At 49.2% G+C, this 21,687-nt stretch carries 18 protein-coding genes; 3 read left to right on the top strand and 15 right to left on the bottom strand.

Features of this window, described 5'->3' with window-relative positions:
- The first annotated feature begins 199 nt into the window (after nucleotides 1-199).
- Both ABID13_RS14615 and ABID13_RS14620 read left to right on the top strand, forming a co-directional pair.
- On the top strand, nucleotides 200-940 hold the full coding sequence (locus ABID13_RS14615; RefSeq protein WP_007866829.1) for a response regulator transcription factor: 741 nt from the start codon (nucleotides 200-202) through the stop codon (nucleotides 938-940).
- Nucleotides 937-2,679 (top strand): sensor histidine kinase, encoded by a 1,743-nt coding sequence (locus ABID13_RS14620; protein ID WP_045093551.1) that lies wholly within the window; start codon nucleotides 937-939, stop codon nucleotides 2,677-2,679. Before ABID13_RS14615 ends, ABID13_RS14620 begins: the two co-directional genes overlap by 4 nt.
- 33 nt (nucleotides 2,680-2,712) lie before the next feature.
- On the opposite strand, the gene ABID13_RS14625 is transcribed toward ABID13_RS14620, so the two are convergent.
- From ABID13_RS14625 to ABID13_RS14640, 4 genes are all read right to left on the bottom strand, one after another.
- Nucleotides 2,713-5,034 carry an RIFT barrel domain-containing protein gene (locus tag ABID13_RS14625; RefSeq protein ID WP_045093552.1) on the bottom strand — a complete coding sequence of 774 codons (2,322 nt, stop codon included), beginning with the start codon at nucleotides 5,032-5,034 and terminating at the stop codon, nucleotides 2,713-2,715.
- A 130-nt stretch (nucleotides 5,035-5,164) separates the two neighbouring features.
- The gene (treR, locus tag ABID13_RS14630) at nucleotides 5,165-5,887 is read right to left on the bottom strand and encodes a trehalose operon repressor (protein WP_007866838.1); all 723 of its coding nucleotides are present in this window, start codon (nucleotides 5,885-5,887) and stop codon (nucleotides 5,165-5,167) included.
- A gap of 60 nt (nucleotides 5,888-5,947) precedes the next feature.
- Nucleotides 5,948-6,697 carry a TraX family protein gene (locus ABID13_RS14635; protein ID WP_045093553.1) on the bottom strand — a complete coding sequence of 250 codons (750 nt, stop codon included), beginning with the start codon at nucleotides 6,695-6,697 and terminating at the stop codon, nucleotides 5,948-5,950.
- A complete protein-coding gene (locus ABID13_RS14640; RefSeq protein ID WP_082082664.1) occupies nucleotides 6,694-7,518 on the bottom strand; it encodes an HAD family hydrolase in 825 nt (274 codons plus the stop codon). The genes ABID13_RS14635 and ABID13_RS14640 overlap by 4 nt, the downstream gene beginning before the upstream one ends.
- A gap of 195 nt (nucleotides 7,519-7,713) precedes the next feature.
- Here ABID13_RS14640 and ABID13_RS14645 point away from each other — a divergent pair, with 195 nt between their 5' ends.
- Complete coding sequence (locus ABID13_RS14645) at nucleotides 7,714-9,378, top strand: hypothetical protein (protein WP_045093554.1); 1,665 nt, start codon at nucleotides 7,714-7,716, stop codon at nucleotides 9,376-9,378.
- 203 nt (nucleotides 9,379-9,581) lie between these two features.
- Here the strand turns inward: ABID13_RS14645 and ABID13_RS14650 are convergent, their stop codons facing one another.
- The 11 genes from ABID13_RS14650 to ABID13_RS14700 all read right to left on the bottom strand — a co-directional run bounded on the left by ABID13_RS14650 (nucleotide 9,582) and on the right by ABID13_RS14700 (nucleotide 21,685).
- Nucleotides 9,582-10,169, bottom strand: coding sequence for a biotin transporter BioY (locus tag ABID13_RS14650; protein ID WP_007866849.1), 588 nt, complete (start codon nucleotides 10,167-10,169; stop codon nucleotides 9,582-9,584).
- A gap of 174 nt (nucleotides 10,170-10,343) precedes the next feature.
- Nucleotides 10,344-12,011 carry a 2-isopropylmalate synthase gene (gene leuA, locus ABID13_RS14655; protein WP_045093555.1) on the bottom strand — a complete coding sequence of 556 codons (1,668 nt, stop codon included), beginning with the start codon at nucleotides 12,009-12,011 and terminating at the stop codon, nucleotides 10,344-10,346.
- Nucleotides 12,012-12,398: 387 nt separating this feature from the next.
- Nucleotides 12,399-13,751, bottom strand: a complete 1,353-nt coding sequence (gene glmM, locus ABID13_RS14660; protein WP_007866856.1) for a phosphoglucosamine mutase — start codon at nucleotides 13,749-13,751, stop codon at nucleotides 12,399-12,401.
- A gap of 76 nt (nucleotides 13,752-13,827) precedes the next feature.
- Complete coding sequence (rfbD, locus tag ABID13_RS14665) at nucleotides 13,828-14,688, bottom strand: dTDP-4-dehydrorhamnose reductase (protein ID WP_045093687.1); 861 nt, start codon at nucleotides 14,686-14,688, stop codon at nucleotides 13,828-13,830.
- A 181-nt stretch (nucleotides 14,689-14,869) separates the two neighbouring features.
- The gene (gene rfbB, locus ABID13_RS14670) at nucleotides 14,870-15,892 is read right to left on the bottom strand and encodes a dTDP-glucose 4,6-dehydratase (RefSeq protein WP_045093556.1); all 1,023 of its coding nucleotides are present in this window, start codon (nucleotides 15,890-15,892) and stop codon (nucleotides 14,870-14,872) included.
- Nucleotides 15,893-15,937: 45 nt separating this feature from the next.
- The gene (gene rfbA, locus ABID13_RS14675) at nucleotides 15,938-16,837 is read right to left on the bottom strand and encodes a glucose-1-phosphate thymidylyltransferase RfbA (RefSeq protein WP_045093557.1); all 900 of its coding nucleotides are present in this window, start codon (nucleotides 16,835-16,837) and stop codon (nucleotides 15,938-15,940) included.
- Between the two features lie 229 nt (nucleotides 16,838-17,066).
- Nucleotides 17,067-17,261 (bottom strand): hypothetical protein, encoded by a 195-nt coding sequence (locus ABID13_RS14680; protein ID WP_048929982.1) that lies wholly within the window; start codon nucleotides 17,259-17,261, stop codon nucleotides 17,067-17,069.
- Nucleotides 17,262-17,466: 205 nt separating this feature from the next.
- Nucleotides 17,467-18,294 (bottom strand): phosphoenolpyruvate hydrolase family protein, encoded by an 828-nt coding sequence (locus ABID13_RS14685; protein WP_007866869.1) that lies wholly within the window; start codon nucleotides 18,292-18,294, stop codon nucleotides 17,467-17,469.
- A gap of 19 nt (nucleotides 18,295-18,313) precedes the next feature.
- A complete protein-coding gene (locus ABID13_RS14690; RefSeq protein ID WP_048929983.1) occupies nucleotides 18,314-19,546 on the bottom strand; it encodes a Tm-1-like ATP-binding domain-containing protein in 1,233 nt (410 codons plus the stop codon).
- 20 nt (nucleotides 19,547-19,566) lie between these two features.
- Nucleotides 19,567-20,622 (bottom strand): sugar ABC transporter substrate-binding protein, encoded by a 1,056-nt coding sequence (locus ABID13_RS14695; protein ID WP_007866876.1) that lies wholly within the window; start codon nucleotides 20,620-20,622, stop codon nucleotides 19,567-19,569.
- A gap of 58 nt (nucleotides 20,623-20,680) precedes the next feature.
- On the bottom strand, nucleotides 20,681-21,685 hold the full coding sequence (locus tag ABID13_RS14700) for an ABC transporter permease (RefSeq protein ID WP_007866878.1): 1,005 nt from the start codon (nucleotides 21,683-21,685) through the stop codon (nucleotides 20,681-20,683).
- Nucleotides 21,686-21,687 lie beyond the last annotated feature (2 nt).

Raw genomic sequence — 21,687 nt, forward strand, 5'->3', positions numbered from 1 at the left:
GTCCCCTGTAGTCTTTCAGCCTCTTTTTTTTCTGATTATTGACCGTATATTTTATGGCTTTCATATAATATCCCCCCTGGTCATTCTATCTTTACAATTTTTATAGTATCTAATATAATTATGATATAATTCAGCGTGATTTCTGACAAGAATTGCAAGCAACGAAATGGTATCATTATCTATCTGTTTGGAGGAATGTATGTACAAGTTGATTATCGTAGATGATGAAAGCAGTATATGTGAAGGTATAGCTGCCTGTTATCCATGGGCCGAGATGGGATTTGAGATAGCCGGTACATTCCCCAATGGAAAAAGTGCACTGGACTACATAGAGCGCTATCTGGTGGACGTGGTCTTAAGTGATATCCGTATGCCCAAAATGGACGGGTTGGAGTTGTCCCACGCCCTTTCCAAGGATTATCCCGATGTGACGGTTGTCCTTCTAAGCGGATATGCGGAATTTGAGTATGCCCGTGAAGCCCTCCGTTTTGGGGTAAAGGAATACATCCTGAAACCCATTAAATATGATACCATTATACAGGTTTTCACCAAGATACGCGAAAGCCTGGACGCATCCAGGGGAATCCGTAAAATAGATGAACAATCACCTGGTTATTACGATCTTATTGTGGACCAGGTAACCCAGTATGTGGATGAACATTTTCAGAATGCAAACCTGGAGGATGCCTCAATCCTTGTCAGTCTGAGCCCCAATTATCTGTCAAAGATATTCAAGCGTAAGAAGGGGAAAAACTTTTCCGAATACGTGTTGGATGTGAAAATGGAAAAAGCAGCGGGACTGCTGCGTGATATCACCCTGAAAACATACGAAGTGGCAGCCGCAGTGGGATATGACAATCCTAAGAATTTTTCCCGCGCATTTAAACAGTATTGCGGAAAAACTCCAAGGGAATTCCGGGAACAGGAGCTGCCTATATGAAAAAGCAGTTTTTTATTTCCAAATTTATCATGTTCATAAGCCTGACACTGATCCCCATCTGCATTTTCGGCTCTGTTTCCGTATTTTTCATCAATCTGAAAGTAAAGCAGGAGGCGGAGGCCAAAACCATGGCCACCACAGATTTAATGGAACAGTTCTTCAGTGAGCTGACCAATACCCTGGAATTTTACAGGGTCACCATGAACTCAGATGCCCAGCTTCACCTGGCACTGATCCAAGCGCTGAACAATGAACATCTTGACATGGAAATGATACAGAGGCTGGAGCAGTCCATGCAGAACATTTATTACTCACAGAGTACTAAGCCTTACATACAGTCGCTGTACATAACAATGCAAAACAGCCCTTATTATATAAACGGCCTTAACCGTGAACGGTTCTCTGACTCCATTGACAAAGATTGGGCCGGTATAATGGATGGGCGTGAGGAATCTTCATATATACAGATACGCCACATCAAAAAGAATAAATTTGATACCCATACCATACCGTCCGTAACCGTGTATCAGAGGATGAAATACAATGAACTGATGGCCATTAACATCAATCAGGAATATTTTAACAAATGGCTGAATTCAGTAGCTGATTATGATGGTCAGGCCCTTATGATCTTAAGCAGGGACGGCCAGATCCTGTTTTTTAATGAGAATGCCGGTTCCCTTCCAGAGGACGTACAATCCCAGGCCTTGTCCGATACCCTGGACAACCATCCGGACAACCTGCTCTTACACGGTTACTATATAAACTCAGAGACATTTCCGGGAAACTATGGTTTTCGCTACGTATCCATGATCCCACGAAGCGAAGTCTTCGGGCTTTCCAATAAAATCCTCCAGCTTACTATTGCCGCCGGTTTCCTTAGTATCCTTGTATCCTCAGTTCTGGCATATTGTTTCACCCGCCGTGATTATCAGCAGATATTCCAGATCATTGACCTGTTTGACCAGGCTGAAAAGGGAGAATTCCATGCTCAGAACGGACTAAAAGCAGTTCCTGGCAGTCCTTATTTCCACATTATCAACAATGTGATCAACCTGTTTATGTCCCAGACGTATCTGAAGGTACAGCTGGATGCAAAAAAATATGCTTTATCAACCGCCCAATTATCCGCCCTGCAATATCAGCTGAACCCTCATTTTTTATTTAATACCCTTCAAAGCATCGACCTAGAGATTTTGAAGGCATGCGGCAGGCCCACCTCTGCCAATCAGATGATCCTGGAGCTGTCTTCTCTGCTGCGGTATTCCCTGGATGAGCCTATGAAGCCGGTAACCGTGCAGGAGGAAATCGCTGTTACCAAAAATTATATCCAACTCCAGTCATTTAAATACAGGGACTGCTTCCATGTCACCTGGGAATACACCGATGACATACTGGACGCCCCCATCCTCCGCCTGCTTCTGCAGCCCATTATTGAGAATTCCATCACCCATTCAGGCAAAACCACGCCTGAAAAGCTGTGGATCAAAATCAAGATCCGTTCTACGGATGGATTTCTTTCAGTTTTTATTATTGACAACGGCTATGGAATGGACAAAAAGCGCCTGGCTGATCTGCAGCAGGCGCTGATGGAAGAACAGGTAGACAGTTCGGGAAAACACATTGGGCTTAAAAATATCAGCCAGCGTATCCGCCTAGCATATAGGAGCGGTTATGTCAGGATCCAAAGCAAAAAAGGGATGGGAACCATTGTGGAATTGGGAGGGATTGAAAGCTGATCCACTCCCTATCCCCCCAACACTGGCTTTTGGTTAAAATCCCGGTTCCAGTATCCCCAACTCCATTACATACTTATAAAAGTGCAGGAAAGGAATCAAAGATTGGGCGCAGCGCTTTGGCCCCACCGGACAATTGTATATAACGGTAAACTCATCCCGCTTTATCTTTGAAAAATCATACACGGGCGGAAGGTTCTCAACGGAAATCCATTGGAACATCCCCATGCCTGCATCGATATATTTCCTGTTCCCTGTAAGCTCATAGGCAATTGCCAGGGACTGCAGCACCATACCGTTTAGATTGAGGTAGCGGACCGCAGGTGACTGTTTGCCATAAAAAGTTCCGGCCCGCTCCACATAACACTCATCCATCATCTCATTGATCACAGACAGGACCGTTTCCTTGATCCGCTGGTCCGGACGCAGCCTGTAATAGCCTGTAAGCCCCACCACTCCCACATTGATCATAAACGGCACCCTGGCAAGGTGGTTGTCAGGGTAGGGTGAGGTCCATGACCCATATGCATTGGCCCACTCAATATAAACCTCCACGATCGGCTGGCATGCGTCCAGCCAGCGTTCCTCATGTGTCTCTTGGTACAAAGCAAGGAATGTCCTCATGGCCCATCCGATCTCCCTGGGTTCCACCGTTCCCGTGGTTTGATAAAGGGGCAGCTTCAACAGCTGGATCAAACGGTTCCCGATGGTCATGGCAGCCTCATATGCCTGATTATTTCCCGTGAGATGATAGTAGTCCAGGAACCCCTCCACCCATTGATGGCTGGGCACCGGCTGGCCTGTCACATGATCCACGCTATGGGTATACAGTAATCCGTATTTGTGGGGATTCTGGCTATAATGGCAGAAATCCACATCATACCAGTGTTCCGTGGATGCCTTCAGGTAATCATAATACCTGGAATCCCCTGTTCTGGCAAGCATGAGCATAAAGTTGTGAGGCATATCATACTCATTATTGATCCAAACATCCAGCCCTTCTGAGCGTCCCTGCTTCATGTACTCCCATTCCGGGCCATCACCAAAGTTCATCATCCCCAGTCCCTTTGCCCTGGAATCCACATAGCGGAACAGGAAACGCTCCGTGCTGTGATGGTACTGGTTGGATACCAGACTGCCAAATACACCTGAGTCCATGTATACCTGGGGATCCAGCACCGGTATTACCGGACGCTGAAACAACAGTTCCCTGTCCACGATCTGGTCTTCTGTCATATCCTTTCCATGGAATGAGAGATGGAACCGGGATGTCCTGGCCGCCCCCTGGGGCACCTTCAGCATTTCCCCATACTCCGGAGGCATTAGCTTCAGAACAATCCCCTCCCTGGAGCTTTCTATTGCCTTTGGGAAATTCTGGTACGCCTGATAGACGCCGGCTGTAAGCCCGCGGGTTTGATCCTGCCAGTCCAATGCATAGATGCTGAACAGGACTTCGGGAAACATTTCATTTGCCGTTTGAATGATTGTATCTGCTGAAACCAGATGGTATAGGCGCTGGCTCCCTGCTTTTTTCTCCGCCGTATAGTGGAAACTGGACGTAAAAAGAGTATGGTTAAATTCCTGCCCCCCGCCGCAGCCGGGATCGATCCGTACCTCGATCCCCTTAACATCCTCGTATGCGTAATCCCTGCTGTACTTAAATCCTGCTGCCTCTGCATTCAGTTCAAGGTCATAGTGTTCCCTGTGTTCCCTGTCTTCCTCACAGTTTATAAACTGGTAATCAAACTTCAGCCAATCCTTGTTGCGGTACGCATAGACAAACAGCTTATAATCAAACCAACTCTCCCCTGATTCGTCATAATGTTTACCCTCTGTACAGAGGACAGCCCGGACCGGACCGTCCTCCAGTATCTCCCATCCATCATCCCCAATGCGGATCATATATTGCCGGCCGGCCCTGTCAGTCATATACGGGCCCATTACCGTCCTCTCATTATACAGGTATCCCCCTGTTTCTATGGTTGAAAATATATGGTCCGCCCCTGCTGGGGATAGGACAGCCTTCATGCTTCCCGTATCTATCACCACATGGCCATCTTCTTTAAAAACAATTGGGGTTAACGGCCGGGACTCCCCCTCCTCCCTGGAAAGCCAGTAATCCACGGCACGGTTAGCCGGCAGATCTGCCAGGAAATTAACAAGAAGCCACTTAATGGACCCATCTTCCCAGTCAGCGGTCACCTTGTACTGAGCCGGGTAAGTTTCCTCTCCCCTTTGCACAGTAAACAGAGGCAGATCCCCATAATCCGCTTTTCCTTTGGGAAATGGGACCGCAACCGATACAGGTTCCCCCTTCTGCTCATATTTAGACATGATCTCAAAATGAATTTTTACCATAGCGCCCTCCCTATGTATGATTCTGCCTTACAGCAGCCCTCCAATAGTTACCTACAGAGATATCATAGCATAGGGGATCACGGTGAGAGAATACCACGAGAAATCAAATGGTATCATAATCGGTCTTTTTTCACTTCGCCCTATGAGCCAGATCATAGAACACAAACCGGTCCGGCCTGTGGCGCGACTGGGTAAACTCAAACATTATGCCCTGGGCATTGTAAGTCATGCTGCTGACCACGGCCATACAGTTATACCCTTTCATGTCCAGATACTTTTCATCAATCTGGTTCATCCGCTCCACTGTCATCTTTCTTTTTGTGGTGACAATACTCTCCCCCAGCTCCTGTTCCATGTATTCATAGATGGACTTTTGTGCAATCTCCGGGGTCAGGGACTTCACCACGCATTTCAGGAAATAGTTATGGTCAATGATCAGGGCTTCCCCGTCAATGTAACGCACTCTCTGGATATAGTAGATCTGTTCACCCAATGGAAATGTGGTCCGCACCTGTATCTTCTCATCCACAGTCAGTTCTGCAAAGCATACCACCTGGGTGGTATAGGACTTTTTGTTCCTGGCCACAGCCTCCTTCATGCTCTCAATATTGCTCAGGAAGAATTCAGACTGCTCCTGGGGCTGATAGATCACCTGCACCCCTTTTCCGTGGATGCTCTGCACATATCCCTCATCCGCCAGCCGGCCTATGGCCCGGCGCACCGTGTTCCTGGAACAGTCAAACTCCTTTATAAGGGTGTGCTCCGATGCAAGCAGGTCCTGATAAGGATAGGTTCCGCTTTCGATCCTGTTTCTCAGCTGTGTATAAATATGGTCATATTTTGTTTTAGCCATGATAACCTCTCTGTCCCATATTAGGGTTTCTTACTTTGAAACACTCCTGCGCGGGGTGTTTCACATGATCCCCAGTGCGTACCTGCGGATCAGGAACAGCACCAGCAGGTGCAGGGGATAAAAACAATAAAACAGATATTTATTTCCCTGTCCGCCCTTTTCCCCGCTATAAAGCAGCAGAAAAACCGCTGACAGGGCTCCTGACCCAAAGCAGCTTTCCCAGCTGCCTGTGAATGCGACCAGTCCGCCCGCACCCGCCCGGGCTGTCCTGTGTTCTCTCAGGAAATAGAAAACTGCGATCAGGACCATCCCTTCCACCCCGTAATCCATTTGTCCCAGCCAGGCTGCTGCGCTGGCTGCGCAAAATACAAGCAGCATCCAGACATTCCTTCTCAGGTCATAATACCGCTGTGCCATTCTAAAGCCCTGGAGCATCAGGATACCGGTGGCCAGTTCAAAGAACACATTCCTTACGGAACCGACCCACATGTCAAATACAGCCAGTGAAAAGGGAATCTCTGAAATCAGGGCAAAGGCCATCAGCCTCAGCCAGTATTTTCTCCAGCTGCGGGTGTGGAGGAATCCCTCTGTGAGCAAAAAGCAGTACAGCGGAAATGAGATTCTTCCCACCACCCGCATGGTATATCCAACAATACCCACCACATTCTCCCAGGGCGTCTGCAGCAGGGGGCAGTACCCCAGAAGGGGGCCTTTATATACGTACAGATACTCAAACAGCACTAGGCCTATGTGGTCGGTCAGCATTGCAGCCATGGCGATCCATTTGAGGGCATTGGAACTTAATTTCATCTGAAATTCTCCTTTAGAACCGCCAGCAGCCCCTGGCGGTCATTGTCCAGGGTTACATGGGCGGCGCTTCGCTTCACCTCTTCACACGCATTGGCCATGGCATAGCTGTTGTGCACAGCCTGAAGCATGTCCATGTCATTGCATCCGTCCCCCAGGGCAATCACCTCATCCATCCCTACCCCGAAATAGCTGCACAGAAATCGCACCCCCTCTGATTTTTTTACCTTTCCGTCCATCACTTCCATATACACAGGTGAGGAGGTGGCAATGGAAAGCCGGGGATATTTTCTCTTAAGGCATCCCTCCAGCCGTTCTATCTCCTCATGGTCTCCCATGAGCAGGAACTTATGGATCCCCTGGTCTGCTGTAAATACAACCTTCATATCGCCGCGCTCCGCTTTGCGGCCGGTGATGGCTTCCTCCTTCATCACCCAGGGATTTTTATCATCATCCACCACCCATCTGCTGCCCCCGTAGGTATTGCAGCAGATCCGTGGATACTCTCTGTCCAATAGTTCCTTGATTTCCATAGCCACACCCAGGTCCATCTGACAGCTGTACAGGTTTTCACCCCTTTCATCCCGGATCAGCGCTCCGCTGTAGCACACCATGGGAGCACTGTTTCCAATCTGGTCCTGTATGGTGGTCATGGCATCCGGCATCCTGGCTGAAACAAGGATAAACGGGACTCCCTCCCGCTCCAGTTTAAGGATCTCCTGCCGGGTCTCCTCCGGCACCTGATGGCTGCTGTCTAATAATGTGCCGTCAATATCACTGAATATCATCTTATATTTATGTGGTGTCTCTATTGTCCTTCTCAAGCCTTACGGGCCTCCTGCTGCTTACTTTTTATAACATCTTATCACTGACCGGCAGGTTTGCAAAGCATTTTTTATGGTCATCCGGTATGGCTTTGCACTACATACCATCCATTCCCCCTTGTAATTATTCCAGCATGTTATATAATCAATAGTATGACCTTTGTTAAAAAGTCGTTAAAATTATGGAGGAAACACATGAAAAAAAAGACTCAGTTTTTACTGAACCTGGTTCTGACCCTCGTCTTTGCGGCGCTGATCATCTTCCAGGGTCCAAACTTAAACCCCCTGTACCCTGACGGTGCATTTTCCTGGTGCTTTATCATCAGCTGTTATGTGGTGCTGAATTTCTTCGTGGCCCTTGGAAGCCTGCGCATTACCAGCAATGAATTTTACCGTCCCCAGATAACCCTTGACAAAAGCGTAAAAGGCTACAAGACAGGTTTTGTCCTGCTGGCCATTTTGTGGGTCCTGTATTTTGCAGCGACCGTGCTATCCATGCCCCTGTTCAACTACAAGGCATACCGCGACCAGCTGGGAACACCGGTGGTGTCGGAATTTACGGACACGGTCCAGCCCCTGGCCTTAAACCAGCTCCCCATTGTGGACAAGAGTCTGGCCAAGGAACTGGCTGACAAAAAGGTGGGTGAGAACCCGGGACTGGGCAGCCAGGTGGTACTGGGCACCCCTGTGATCCAGAAGGTGAATGACAAGCTGGTATGGGTGGTTCCCCTGGAGCACTCCGGCTTCTTTAAATGGCTTAAGAACATGGACGGCTCTGCGGGATACATTGTGGTATCGGCCAGTGATGTCAGCGATGTCACCCTGGTAACGGACCACAAGATCAAGTACCAGGCAAACGCCTATATCCTGGATGACTTGAATCGTCATGTGCGCTTATTTGGAGGCGGACTTTTTAAAGGGCTGACGGACTACTCCTTTGAGCTGGACGATAACGGCGTGCCCTACTGGGTCATTTCCACTTATAAAAACCGCTGGCTCTTTAATCTGCCCGAGGCCACCGGAGTGCTGACAGTCAATGCCACCACAGGTGAGACAACCCATTACACCATTGACAGTCTGCCGGAATGGGTAGACCGCGTGCAGCCTGAACGCTTTGTGATGGAGCAGATACAGAACCAGGGTATGTATGTCCATGGCATCTTCAACTTCTCCAACCAGGATAAATTCCGCCCCAGCCAGGGTGATATCATCATTTACAACGGCTCCCGCTGTTACCTGTTTACGGGTCTTACCAGTGTGGGCTCCGATGAGTCCGCCATCGGTTTTATCCTGGTGGATATGGTCACAAAGGAATCTAATATTTACCAGATGAGCGGCGCCACGGAGATGGCTGCCCAGAGTTCAGCCGAGGGCAAGGTTCAGCAGTACGGATACAGAGCCTCCTTCCCCATGATCATCAATATGGACGGACAGCCCACCTATTTTATGACCCTTAAGGACAATGCGGGCCTGATCAAGCAGTATGCATTTGTGTCTGTTTCCAACTACACCAATGTGGGTACCGGAGAGACCATTGACAGCGCTCTGCGCAATTTCCGTCAGGTCCAGGGCACTGCCAACAGCAACATTTCCACAGGTCAGGCCACATCCGCCATCAAGGGAACCGTGCTGCGGATCGCCAGCGAGACCATTGACGACACCATCACCTACAAGGTGATCCTGGAAGAGCAAAAGGACCACATTTTCACCGTATCCTATGAACTCAGCAATGAACTGGCATTGACCCAGCCAGGGGACAGGGTGTCCATGGATTATATGGAGGACAGCTCCGGCGTGTGCGCTGCCTTCTCCTTTGACAACCTGGAATTCAAACAATCCGGCGCCAAGCCTGCCTCCTGACCCAGTGCCAAACCTGCCTCCTGACCCGTGAGGCAGTCCGGCGGGCCTTAATCCCGCCAGGATTGGAGCCTTATAACAACCGGAACGTACACCGTCTGGTATACCATGCAAAAATACCACGCAAAAATGCTGCCATAAGCGGTTTATATCCCGCCTGTGGCAGCATTTTAATGTTTCCCCCTTTTTGTCCCATCTTTCGCCGGTCAGTCAAACATCCGGACAATGGGCTTAAGCCGCCTTGCCAGCACTGCTGCCATGACGCATAATATGAAATCACCGCCCACGGTCAGCAGGAAACAGTTGATAAACACCAGCTTCCAGGTTACAGGCATATGGATGACAAAATTGCTGATAAAATAAAAATAAAACATTCCGGACAAATACATGACGATCATGCCCCAGAAAGCGGAAAACAGATACCATCTTACGGTTGTCCGCTGGGAAAGCCTGGCAATACTGCCCGTCACATAACAGGCAAAGGCAAATCCCAGGAGGAATCCGAATGTGGGCCGGACCAGATAGGCCGGGCCTCCTCCTGCGGCAAAAATGGGAACCCCCACCAGACCCACTGCCAGATAGATACAGACACTGAGGGTACCCAGCCGCGGACCTAAAAGGAATCCCGCCAGCAGCACAAAGAAAAACTGCAGGGTGAAATGCATGGGAAAGGGCTGCACCGGTATGTTGATCTGTATAAATGCCCCGGTTGCGATCAGCGCTGTAAATAAACCGCAAAATGCCATCTCCCGGACTGACAATGCCCCGTGTTTTACTAGTTTGATTCCGTTCATCTGCTGTGAGTCTCCTATTCTATGTTCGTATTCCAAATTTAGCTGATTTTATTATTGTACCAGCAATTACCCTGTATGAAAAGGAAAATTACAAAAAAGAGGGCCGGCCTCCCCTGGGAGATACCGGTCCCCTGACCTCAATTCCTATGTCTGATCCTGTAGCTGGTCCTGTATTTAATAGAATAATCTGTTCACGGCGCTGAATATGCCGCGGATGGAGGCCCTTGTGATATTGGAACTGATGCCAACGCCATAAGTGGCCTTGCCAGTGGTCTGGTCTACCAGATGGATATAGGAAGCAGCCTCTGCCCCGGAACCGGATGCCAGTGCATGCTCGCTGTAGTCCAAAACCTTGATCTGGATGCCAAGGGCATCCTCCATACCTCTTTGAACCGCATCGATGGGTCCGTTTCCAACGCCCTCAAAGGTCTTCTCAATACCATGATCCATATAGGTGACCTTAGCCAGTGTTGCAAACTCGCCATCCCCTGTCTCTGTATCTGTAATACGGCATTTCCTGAAATGCATTGGTTCCTTGCGATCCAGATAACTTTTCTTGAATTCCTCCATGATCTGCTCAGGCGCAACCTCACCCTGCTGCTCGGAAATCTTCTGGATCACATCCGCAAACTCCTTGTGCATACCCTTTGGAAGCTTGAAGCCATAGAAGGTATCCATTACAAAAGCTACGCCGCCCTTGCCGGACTGGCTGTTGATTCGTACAATGGGCTCGTACTCCCTGCCGATATCGCTGGGATCGATGGGAAGGTAAGGCACCTCCCAGTACTCCCCGTTCCTCTCGTGAAGAGCCTGCATGCCCTTGTTGATGGCATCCTGATGGGAACCGGAAAATGCAGTAAACACCAGCTTGCCCGCATAGGGATGTCTGGGCGGAATATCCATCTTGGTACAGCGCTCATAGATCTCTGCGATCTCACGGATATTCTCAATATTAAGTTCAGGGTTAATGCCCTGTGAAAACATATTATAGGCAACAGTCAGGATATCTACATTACCGGTGCGCTCTCCGTTACCGAACAGAGTTCCTTCCACACGGTCCGCTCCTGCCAAAAGGGCAAGTTCCGTGGACGCAACACCCTCTCCGCGGTCATTATGGGGATGTACGCTTAAGATAATGCTTTCCCTGTTCTTAAAATGTGTATTCATCCATTCGATCTGGTCCGCATACACATTGGGAGTTGTCATCTCAACCGTGGACGGAAGATTGATGATAATGGGATTCTCCTTGGTGGCGCCCCAGGTTTCCTGAACAGCCGTACAGATATCAAGGGCAAATTCCAGTTCCGTGCCAGTAAAGCTCTCAGGAGAATACTCCAGGCGGATCTGGGTGTCGCACTCAGCCGCATACCGCTGGACCATCTTGGTGCCGATCACAGCAATATCCTTTATGTCTTCCCTGTCCTTGTGGAATACCACATCCCTCTGTAAGGTGGAGGTGGAATTATAAATATGTACGATCGCCTTCTTAATTCCATCCAATGCCTCAAACGTCCTCTTGATCAGGTGTTCACGGCACTGTACAAGAACCTGTATCTGCACATCATCCGGGATCAGCTTGCGCTCAACCAGTGTGCGTAAAAAGTCATATTCAATCTGCGAAGCAGCGGGAAAGCCCACTTCGATCTCCTTAAAGCCCAGTTTCACAAGAAGATTAAACATCTCCACCTTCTCTTCCACCACCATGGGCTCTACCAGGGCCTGGTTTCCGTCCCTCAGGTCAACACTGCACCATACCGGCGCCTTCATAATCTCCTTGCCCGGCCAGGTGCGCTCCGGAAACTCTACAACAGGGACTCTCTTATATCTCTTATAATTTAACATAACATTTCCTCCATTCTGTTCATCAGTTTAATTGCAGCATGCCAATCCTACGGTATTCTTCCTCAGCCCGTACCGGGCAGTCGCTCAATTACGCCGTAACGGCGGACGATGAACAGTACTACTCTTACTGATTCAGCCCCACTTCACATCATTCCTTTACTTTTAAAATCGCTGTTCTTTTTCGCAACGTTAACTTATTATAGCATATTTCAAAATATCTGACAATACAGATACATTTCTCTGCTATTCTCAATAGTTATACCTTTCATTCCTCTGTTTTATAAATAGATGCTGTTTTCCACCATATTCAGGGAGTTGGGCTTAAAAAGGCTGCCGCAGCCCGCGCTAAAACAGCAGACTGCCACAGCCCATATCAAGTCCGTATCCTTACACACAATGTCCCTGGCCCTTCATCACGTCAATGACCTGGTCCACATATTTTTCACATAGATCCAGAGCCGGGGCCTCCACCATAACGCGCACCACCGGTTCCGTACCGGACTGGCGCAGAAGGATCCTGCCGTCAGTGCCCAGACTTTCAGCCACCCTGGCAACCTCTGCCTGGACAGCCCCGTCATCCTGGGCCTCCTTTTTATCCTTTACACGCACGTTTTTAAGTACCTGAGGATAGATCTCAACCTCTGACGCCAGCTTATCCAGAGGCTGCTTTTTCTCCAGTACTACCTCCATCACCTTCAGAGATGTAAGGATCCCGTCACCTGTGGTGGCATGTTTGCTGAAAATGATATGTCCGGACTGCTCTCCGCCCAGGCAGTTGCCTGTAGCCGCCATGTTTTCATACACATACTTGTCGCCCACAGCTGTCTTCACATAGGAGATGCCTTCCCTTTCAAATGCCTTATAAAGGCCGAAATTGGACATAATGGTGGTGACCACCGTATTGTCAAACAAGGTTCCCTGCTCTTTCATATACTTACCGCAGATGTACATGATCACATCGCCGTCCACCACATTTCCCATGGCATCCACTGCAATGCATCTGTCCGCGTCACCGTCATAGGCAAATCCCAGGTCGCATTTGTTGTCTGTCACAAACTTCTGGAGATACTGGATGTGGGTGGAACCGCAGTCCGTGTTTATATTCAGGCCGTTGGGCTCATTGTTCATCACGTGGGTCTCTGCGCCCAATGCATCAAATACATTCTTAGCAATGGCGGAGGCGCTGCCGTTGGCACAGTCCAGGGCCACCTTCATATTCTTAAAGGAACGGGTGGCAATGGAGATCAGGTAGCCGATATAGCGGTTGCGGCCTGCGGCAAAATCCACGGTGCGGCCAATATTTTCCTTCCTGGCCAGAGGGATCTCGCCCATCTCCCCGTCCAGATATTTTTCGATTTCCAGGATTACTGATTCCTCCAGCTTTTCACCCTTTTCATTGATAACTTTTATACCGTTGTCATAAAATGGATTGTGGCTGGCGGAGATCATAATGCCGCAGTTAAAACCTTCGGTGCGCACCACATAGGACACGCTGGGGGTTGTGGTCACATGGAGCAGATACACATCTGCGCCGGAAGCCGTAAGGCCTGCAACCAGGGAATACTCAAACATATAACTGCTTCGTCTGGTATCCTTTCCGATGACGACCCGGCATCTCTCATCCGGAGTCTTCTGTCCATAATACCATCCAAGAAAACGGCCCACTTTGTAGGCATGTTCCACTGTCAAATCCACATTGGCTTCCCCGCGGAAACCGTCCGTACCAAAATATTTACCCATTGATTCTTAATTCCTCCCTGTCTCTTTTTTGGCTGCTGTCATATTCCCCCGGCACTGTCTTATATAAATTACGGTACTACATCATACCATTCTCTTTTAAAGTCTCCAGGTAACGGCCCAGGGCATCCTGCCAGGCCGGCAGCCTGTCAAATCCATTTTCCGTCAGTTTTTCTTTGCTCATACGGCTGTTCTGAGGGCGCTTTGCCTTGGCCGGGAATCCGGACGAGTCCACGGGCGTCACCTTCACCCGGTCCATACCGGCCTGGCGGAAGATCTCGCAGGCAAATTCATACCAGCTGCACATCCCTTCATTGGTGGCATGATAACGGCCATAGCGGTCTGTCTGTATCATATCCACCAGAAGGCGGGCCAGATCATAGGTATAGGTAGGGGAACCCACCTGATCGTCCACCACGCTTACCGCACCCTTTTCTTTCCCCAGGCGCAGCATTGTCTTAATGAAATTCTTACCGTTAACCCCAAATACCCAGGCGATCCTCACAATAAAGTATTTGGACACGTTCTGCTCCACGCTGATCTCACCCTCGTACTTGGTCAGGCCATAGACATTGAGCGGTTCCCTGTGGTCATCCGGCTCCCACGGGCGCTCACCGCCACCGTTAAACACATAATCCGTGCTGATATACATCATCTTGATGTCCAGTGCCTTGCAAACCTTGGCGATATTGCGGGTCCCCTCAGCGTTGACCCTGCGGCACAGCTCCAGGTTATCTTCAGCAGCATCTACTGCAGTATATGCTGCGCAGTGGATAACTGCGTCTGGTTTTACATCGGAAATCACGGTTTCACAGGCTTTCTTGTCAGTGATATCCATCTCCTCCACGTCCACGCCAATGCCTTCAATCCCCCGTGAAGCCAGTTCGTTCATCACATCATATCCCAGCTGCCCTTTTACACCTGTTACAAGAACTTTCATAATACAATTCCCTCCGTTCTTAATAAAGGCTGGCAGAAAACCGGTACGCCCTTTGGGAAATCTTTCCCGGGCGTTCATGTCCTCCGTCAGCCACATCCACAACATTCAACTATATTGGTAACTATTCCAACAATACAGTTTCTGCACGGTTCTGCGTAGTTTTACACAGTTCTGCACAGCTTTACAGGCGGCTGCCGTACATCTTATCAAAGTAATTGCTGTACTCACCGCTTAAAATATTCTTCCACCATTCCTGGTTCTCAAGATACCATTTTATGGTCTGATCAATTCCTGTATCGAAATTATAGTTCGGCTTCCAGCCCAGCTCTGTCTCGATCTTAGTTGGGTCAATAGCATAACGCATGTCATGTCCCGGACGGTCCGTGACAAACTTGATCAGGCTCTCCGGTTTGTCCAGAGCCCTCAGTATGGTCTTGACCACTTCCAGGTTGGTGCGCTCATTATGTCCGCCGATATTATATACTTCACCTTCCCGTCCCTTATGGATCACAAGGTCTATGGCCTCACAGTGGTCCGCCACATGAAGCCAGTCCCTTACATTTTCGCCGGTGCCGTATACCGGAAGCTCCTCATCCGCCAGGGCACGGCTGATAATAAGAGGGATCAGCTTTTCCGGAAAATGATAAGGGCCGTAGTTATTGGAGCAGCGCGAAACAGTCACCGGCAGTCCATAGGTCCTGTGGTAAGCCAGCACAAACAGGTCGGCACCGGCCTTGGATGAGGAATAGGGACTGGATGTGTGAAGAGGCGTTTCCTCGGTAAAGAAAAGGTCTGGCCTGTCCAAAGGCAGGTCGCCGTACACCTCATCAGTGGACACCTGGTGATAACGCTTAATGCCATAGGTGCGGCATGCGTCCAACAGTGTGGTGGTTCCCATAACATTGGTCCTTACAAAGCTCTCGGGATCCGTAATGGAGCGGTCCACATGGCTTTCCGCCGCAAAGTTAACGATCACATCCGGCTTTTCCTTTTCAAACAGGTCAAAGATAAACTTCCTGTCGGCAATATCACCCTTTACAAACTTGTAGTTAGGCTTGTCCTCTACCGGCTTTAAGTTCTCCAGATTACCTGCATAAGTCAGCAGGTCCAGGTTGATGATCTGGTAATCCGGGTACCGGTTCACCATATGGTGTACAAAGTTACTTCCAATAAAACCGGCACCGCCGGTTACGATGATCTTCATCTTATGCTTCCTCCTTGTTGCGAACGCTTTGGATCGTCCGTCCCTTTAGATATCCTGGGGATGGATCTTATCCACATATTTGCCATCCAGAACATCCTTTAAATATTTTCCATACTGATTCTTTTTAAGGACCTCATAGGTTTCCATTACCTGTTCCCTGGTGATCCAGCCCCTGAGATATCCGATCTCCTCCAGACAGGCGATCTTGCGGTGCTGGTGGGTTTCCACTGTCTTCACAAAATTGGTGGCCTCCACCAGGGATTCATGGGTTCCCGTATCCAGCCAGGTAAAGCCCTGGCCCAGCAGGATCACATCCAGCTCTCCGTTTTCCAGGTAAATGCGGTTCAGGTCCGTGATCTCCAGCTCACCTCTGGCTGAAGGCTTTAAGTTCCTGGCATACTCCACCACCCGGTTGTCATAAAAATAAAGGCCGGTCACACAGTAATTGGATTTTGGCCGGGCGGGTTTCTCCTCAATGGACACAGCCTTTCCGTCCTTGTCAAACTCCACAATGCCAAACCGCTCAGGGTCGTCCACATAATAACCGAACACAGTTGCCCCTGTCTCTTTAGCCGCGGCCGCACGCAGTCGCTTTGTAAGCCCCTGTCCATGGAAAATATTGTCCCCAAGTACCATGGCCACAGAATCGCCGCCAATAAACTCTTCCCCGATGATAAATGCCTGAGCCAGTCCGTCCGGGCTGGGCTGCACCGCATAGCACAAACGAATGCCAAACTGATGCCCGTCCCCCAGCAGCGCCTCAAAACGCGGTGTATCATCCGGAGTGGAGATGATCAGGATATCCCTGATCCCTGCGTTCATAAGAACTGACAGCGGATAATAGATCATTGGTTTATCATAAATTGGAAGCAGCTGCTTCGAGGTTACCTTGGTCAGAGGATACAAACGTGTCCCGCTTCCTCCGGCGAGTATAATCCCTTTCATTTTTCCTCCTTCGCTATGAGCAGTGCCCATACCTCATTCGCTCTATTTTTCTTTGTCCAATATACCATACTATCTTTATTTTTTCAAATAAACTGATAAATATTTCGTTATTATTCAGGAAGACTTAATATTATTCCATCCCGGTCATTCCGGCTGTACTCCCGGCTCCCCCGGATAGAGGACACTGCACTCCCCGCCATTGTTAATGGTCTCCACCCGGATCGTACCCTCAGAGGACATCAGCCACAGCGGCAGCGGCCCGGTTCTCAGCGGACGGTTCCTCCGTGTTATTTGCTGCGGCGGCGTCATTTGCCTGATCCTCCTCTGTGGTCCGGGCCAATCTGTCCCCGCCGGCCGTTGAAGGTGAGCACGCTGTAAAAAGCATGCACACCGCTGTAAGTAAAACTGCAACTTTTCTCCTCATTTTCTTTCTCCTTTGTCCATATCCCTTCAAACAGTTCTCGGGATCATCACTGTATAGTATCTCATTTCCAAAGGATTATACCCCGTTTTATGTAACACTGCAAATTTATTCATAAAATTGTAAGGCGGCAGCCTTCCTCCACAAAAAGAGGCGCTTTCCCTTTTAAGGGCAAAGCGCCTCCTCTGTCCGGTTAACCGGTTTTCAATCAAAAAGTAATCTCTTTAAACTTCTCAATATGACCCTTGATGGCCACTTCCACCGGCAGACGCTCCGCACTGGACGCGCCGTAAAAGCCATGGACCCCCTTTGTGTGGGTCAGGACATATTTGGCATCCTCGGGACTGGAAATCGGCCCTCCATGACAGAGGACTATGACATCGCTGCGCTCAGATGTTGCAGCATCATGTATTTCCTGTACGGTCTTTACCGCAATATCCAGATCCATAATGGACTCGGCCCCAATAGAGCCGCCCACCGTACAGCCGCAGTGTGCTACGATCACATCCGCACCGGCCTTTGCCATCCTGACCGCCTCATCAGGGTTAAATGCATATGGCGTTGTAAATAAATCCATTTCGTGGGCAATACGAATCATTTCTACCTCTAGGTTGTAGCTCATCCCAGTCTCCTCAAAGGTCTGTCTCATCCTTCCCTCAAACAAGCCTACTGTGGGGAAATTTTGGACCCCTGAATAACCCACATCCCGTACTTTTTTCAAGAAGCAGGTCATATCCTTAAACGGGTCCGTTCCATTAACTCCCGCCAGGACCGGTGTGTCTTTAACCACTGGAAGTATCTCCCCCGCCATGTCCATTACAATCTGGTTGGCGTCCCCATAAGCCAGCAATCCGGCACTTGACCCCCTGCCCGCCATGCGGTACCGCCCGGAGTTATATACGATAATTAAATCCGTTCCTCCTGCCTCCTCAAATTTGGCGCTGATTCCCGTACCTGCCCCTGTGCCAATAATGGGGCGCCCTTCACTGATATTTCGGCGAAGCCTGCGAAGTATTTCCTCTCGTCTAATTATCATACTATTTTACTTCCTTTCCTTAATCAGTTTTATTATGATCCATGATCTTAAGCAGCAGCTTAACTGCCTGCTCAGCGAACAAATCATCATTGATATTGGCATCCACCTTAACAACAGGAATGTCTTTATGTACACTGCGTTGGATCGCATCAAACAAAACCCGGTCTGCTTCCCAATCGCAAAACGCCTCCCCCTCTCCGTCCAGTATGGATACACCTTTCAGAGGAAGGATAAAGGCAACAGGGGAGTCAGACTTATTGGCCTTTTCCGCAAGTATTTTCCCCAGGGCCGTATTTTCCTTTTTATCGGTTCTCATAAGGGTTACCATAGGATTCCACTCATAAAATATGCGTTTTGCTTTTATGTATGTTTCAGGGACAGTGTCCCGGCATCCGAAATTGACCATGTCAAGACATCCCGGAGCGATCACATGGGGAATCCCGGCAGCTGCTGGGCCATCCAGACGCTGGGGCCCTGCGGACAGAATTCCATGGCAGATCTCATCCGCCCATTCCGTGGTGGTGATATCCAGACATGCGGCGCAGTGCCCGCCCATAATCAGTTCCTCCATGGAACGCCCGCCGCTGCCCGTGGCATGGAAGATGATGGGCGCATACCCGGCTTCTTCCAAACGGGCAGCACATTTTTCCACACAGGCAGTGGTATTTCCAAACATAGAAATACAGATAATGGGTTTATCGTTCCCATCCGGTATAAAATCATACTGCATCATCCCCCAGACCGCTCCGGCTGCCCTTGATATGATCATCCTGGAAAAACGGTTCAGCCCGCAGATATCCACAATGGACGGGAACAGCACAATGTCCTTGGTACCCACATACTCCCTTGTATCCCCTGACGCCAGTGTAGTAATACACACCTTGGGGAACCCCAATGGAAGGCCCTGCATGGCTGTGGCTGCAATGGATGTTCCTCCGCCTCCCCCCATACCGATCACACCCTGGATGGAATGTTCCGCCTCCAATCCCACCGCGATCTTACGGGCGCCAAGGCACATGATCTTCATGGCCCAGCCGCGGTCCCCCTTTTTCCTCAGTTCTTCCAGGGGCACACCCCCTGCAAGAGCTACCTCCTGCGCTGCTATCCGGACAGGGAACGAACCCACAGGTTCAAATATACCCACATCCATGGCAATTATGTCCGCTCCCCTTCTCTCAAGTTCCCGGTACAGATAATCAAATTCCTTTCCCTTGGAGTCAAATGTCCCCAACATCAAGATCGTCTTTTTCATGCTGTTTGTCCTATTTGGTATTAATAATTCCCGCCATGGCTCTCGCGGTATTCCTGAAGGTTTTCCTTTGTTACCAGCAGCGGATCCACATAGATTTCCTTTTCCTTCAATGTTCCGCCTGTTACCAGGGTCTTCATTGCCTCCACTGCCGCCTCACACTGTGACTGCGCGTTCATATCAAAGGAACCTCTCTGTTCACCTGCTTCGATCGCATCCAGCGTATCCAGCTCACAGTCATTTGAATAAATGGGCAGGGTTCCAAGCACTCCGTTGTCCTTCATAACCTGCCGTACACCAGTAGCCATACCATCATTCATACACACCACGCCATCAATCTTGGTCCCTGATGAAAACCAGGTTTCTGTCAATGCCATGGCATCCTCTGCGTTCCAGTTGCCTGCTCCGTCAAACACCACATTGATATTGGGATACTCTGCCAGTGCCTTGTCATACCCCTTGCGGATCGCCACGGTTGCGCCATGTCCTTCCGAGCCGTTTACAATTGCCAGGTTAAAAGCTTCTCCCAGTTCTTTTACTTCCAGGCTGATGGCTTCATATCCGGTCTGGGCCAGGCTGCAGGCCACTACACAGTCAACATATGTATTATCTTCCACTCCTTCATGTAACGTCATAACAAACATACCGGCTTCCTTGGCCTCTTTAAATCCCAGGGTCACGCCCTCACCTGTACAGTCGCACACAATGCCCACATATTCCTTGCTGGCAATTCCCTGCTCGATCTGGGACAGCTGCTTTGCCTCATCGGAATCAGCGGTAAGGTGATCACACTCAAATCCGTTTTCGTTGGCAACCTCCACAAAGACCTCCCCCATATATGACATAAAGGAATTGTTGTTGTGTGTCTGAAGAAACAAGATTTTTCCCAGGCTTCCATCGCTTTTTTCCGTTTGAGCTGATTCACCTGCTGTGGTTTCCTCTGGTTTTGTAACCTTTTCCTCTGATGTCTCCTTTGCAGTTGATGCCTGCGCTGCAGGAGCCGGTTCATTCTTCTGACCGCACCCCGCCAGGCCAAGCACCATAGTTGCCGCCATTGCCACTGCTAATAATTTTTTCATCTTTTTCCTCCTTTTATTTTGGTGTACTTCTGGAATCTTCCAGAGTACACTTTGCTTTTTATTTCTTTTTTCCATTTACACGCACATCAATATATACGGCAACGAATATGATGACTGCCTGCAGAATCTGCTGAAAGTATGTGTTAATTCCCAGGATATCCATTCCGTTGCTGATAACACCCACGATCAGCACGCCCACCATTGCCCCGTACATGGTGCCTACTCCTCCGGAAAGTGAAACGCCTCCGATCACTGCGGCGGAGATAACGGTCATCTCATAGCCGCTGGCGGAATTGGCATTGCCTGAGGAAATACGGCTTGCCATCAGAAAGCCGCAGATTCCGGCGCACAGTCCGCTGATCGCATAGGCGGAGCATTCTATGAGCTGCGTGTTGATACCCGAGTACCTTGCCGCGGATTTATTGCCTCCCAACGCATAAATCCTACGCCCATATGTGGTAAAATGAAGGATCAATACTCCGATGATCACAGCTCCTGCAAAATAAAAAACCATGTAGGGGATTCCATAATTATCTATGATCCCGTCCGCATTATAGGTCCTTCCCAAAAAACCGTTTGATATATTGACAAACCTTTCATTGAGATTAAAGATCGCCTTTGCGTTGGTGTACACATAAGCAGCTCCTCTGGCCGCAAGCATCATGCACATGGTCATGATAAACGGGGGAATCTTTGCATAGGCAACTCCCAGTCCGTTGATGACCCCGCATGCAGTGCCGATCAAAACGGCGATTATAATAGGTATATACAGGGGCATATTAAGATGATCACCCGAGCAATAGCGGGCTGCAAATACCGCGGACAGCGCTACAATAGATCCAATGGAAAGGTCGATTCCCCCTGTGACCAGCACGATGGTCATTCCCACACACAGGATACTGTATAAGCTGACCTGCTTAATGATCAAAAGCAGATTATTTACAGTGAAAAAGGACTGGGACAGACTGGACCATAGTATGATCAGTGCGATCAACACAAACACAATTCCCATTTTTGAAACAATTTTTTTAATATCCGGCTTCTTATCTTTCGATTTCAACATAA

This window comes from Enterocloster citroniae, assembly GCF_040545455.1.
In the GTDB taxonomy this organism is placed as follows: domain Bacteria; phylum Bacillota; class Clostridia; order Lachnospirales; family Lachnospiraceae; genus Enterocloster; species Enterocloster citroniae.

What these genes read in the sequence shown, in the direction of transcription:
- ABID13_RS14615 (WP_007866829.1), top strand. Translation starts at nt 200, where the DNA reads ATGTACAAGTTGATTATCGTAGATGATGAAAGCAGTATATGTGAAGGT.
- ABID13_RS14620 (WP_045093551.1), top strand. Translation starts at nt 937, where the DNA reads ATGAAAAAGCAGTTTTTTATTTCCAAATTTATCATGTTCATAAGCCTG.
- ABID13_RS14625 (WP_045093552.1), bottom strand. Translation starts at nt 5,034, where the DNA reads ATGGTAAAAATTCATTTTGAGATCATGTCTAAATATGAGCAGAAGGGG.
- treR (WP_007866838.1), bottom strand. Translation starts at nt 5,887, where the DNA reads ATGGCTAAAACAAAATATGACCATATTTATACACAGCTGAGAAACAGG.
- ABID13_RS14635 (WP_045093553.1), bottom strand. Translation starts at nt 6,697, where the DNA reads ATGAAATTAAGTTCCAATGCCCTCAAATGGATCGCCATGGCTGCAATG.
- ABID13_RS14645 (WP_045093554.1), top strand. Translation starts at nt 7,714, where the DNA reads ATGAAAAAAAAGACTCAGTTTTTACTGAACCTGGTTCTGACCCTCGTC.
- ABID13_RS14650 (WP_007866849.1), bottom strand. Translation starts at nt 10,169, where the DNA reads ATGAACGGAATCAAACTAGTAAAACACGGGGCATTGTCAGTCCGGGAG.
- leuA (WP_045093555.1), bottom strand. Translation starts at nt 12,011, where the DNA reads ATGTTAAATTATAAGAGATATAAGAGAGTCCCTGTTGTAGAGTTTCCG.
- glmM (WP_007866856.1), bottom strand. Translation starts at nt 13,751, where the DNA reads ATGGGTAAATATTTTGGTACGGACGGTTTCCGCGGGGAAGCCAATGTG.
- rfbD (WP_045093687.1), bottom strand. Translation starts at nt 14,688, where the DNA reads ATGAAAGTTCTTGTAACAGGTGTAAAAGGGCAGCTGGGATATGATGTG.
- rfbB (WP_045093556.1), bottom strand. Translation starts at nt 15,892, where the DNA reads ATGAAGATCATCGTAACCGGCGGTGCCGGTTTTATTGGAAGTAACTTT.
- rfbA (WP_045093557.1), bottom strand. Translation starts at nt 16,837, where the DNA reads ATGAAAGGGATTATACTCGCCGGAGGAAGCGGGACACGTTTGTATCCT.
- ABID13_RS14680 (WP_048929982.1), bottom strand. Translation starts at nt 17,261, where the DNA reads ATGAGGAGAAAAGTTGCAGTTTTACTTACAGCGGTGTGCATGCTTTTT.
- ABID13_RS14685 (WP_007866869.1), bottom strand. Translation starts at nt 18,294, where the DNA reads ATGATAATTAGACGAGAGGAAATACTTCGCAGGCTTCGCCGAAATATC.
- ABID13_RS14690 (WP_048929983.1), bottom strand. Translation starts at nt 19,546, where the DNA reads ATGAAAAAGACGATCTTGATGTTGGGGACATTTGACTCCAAGGGAAAG.
- ABID13_RS14695 (WP_007866876.1), bottom strand. Translation starts at nt 20,622, where the DNA reads ATGAAAAAATTATTAGCAGTGGCAATGGCGGCAACTATGGTGCTTGGC.
- ABID13_RS14700 (WP_007866878.1), bottom strand. Translation starts at nt 21,685, where the DNA reads ATGTTGAAATCGAAAGATAAGAAGCCGGATATTAAAAAAATTGTTTCA.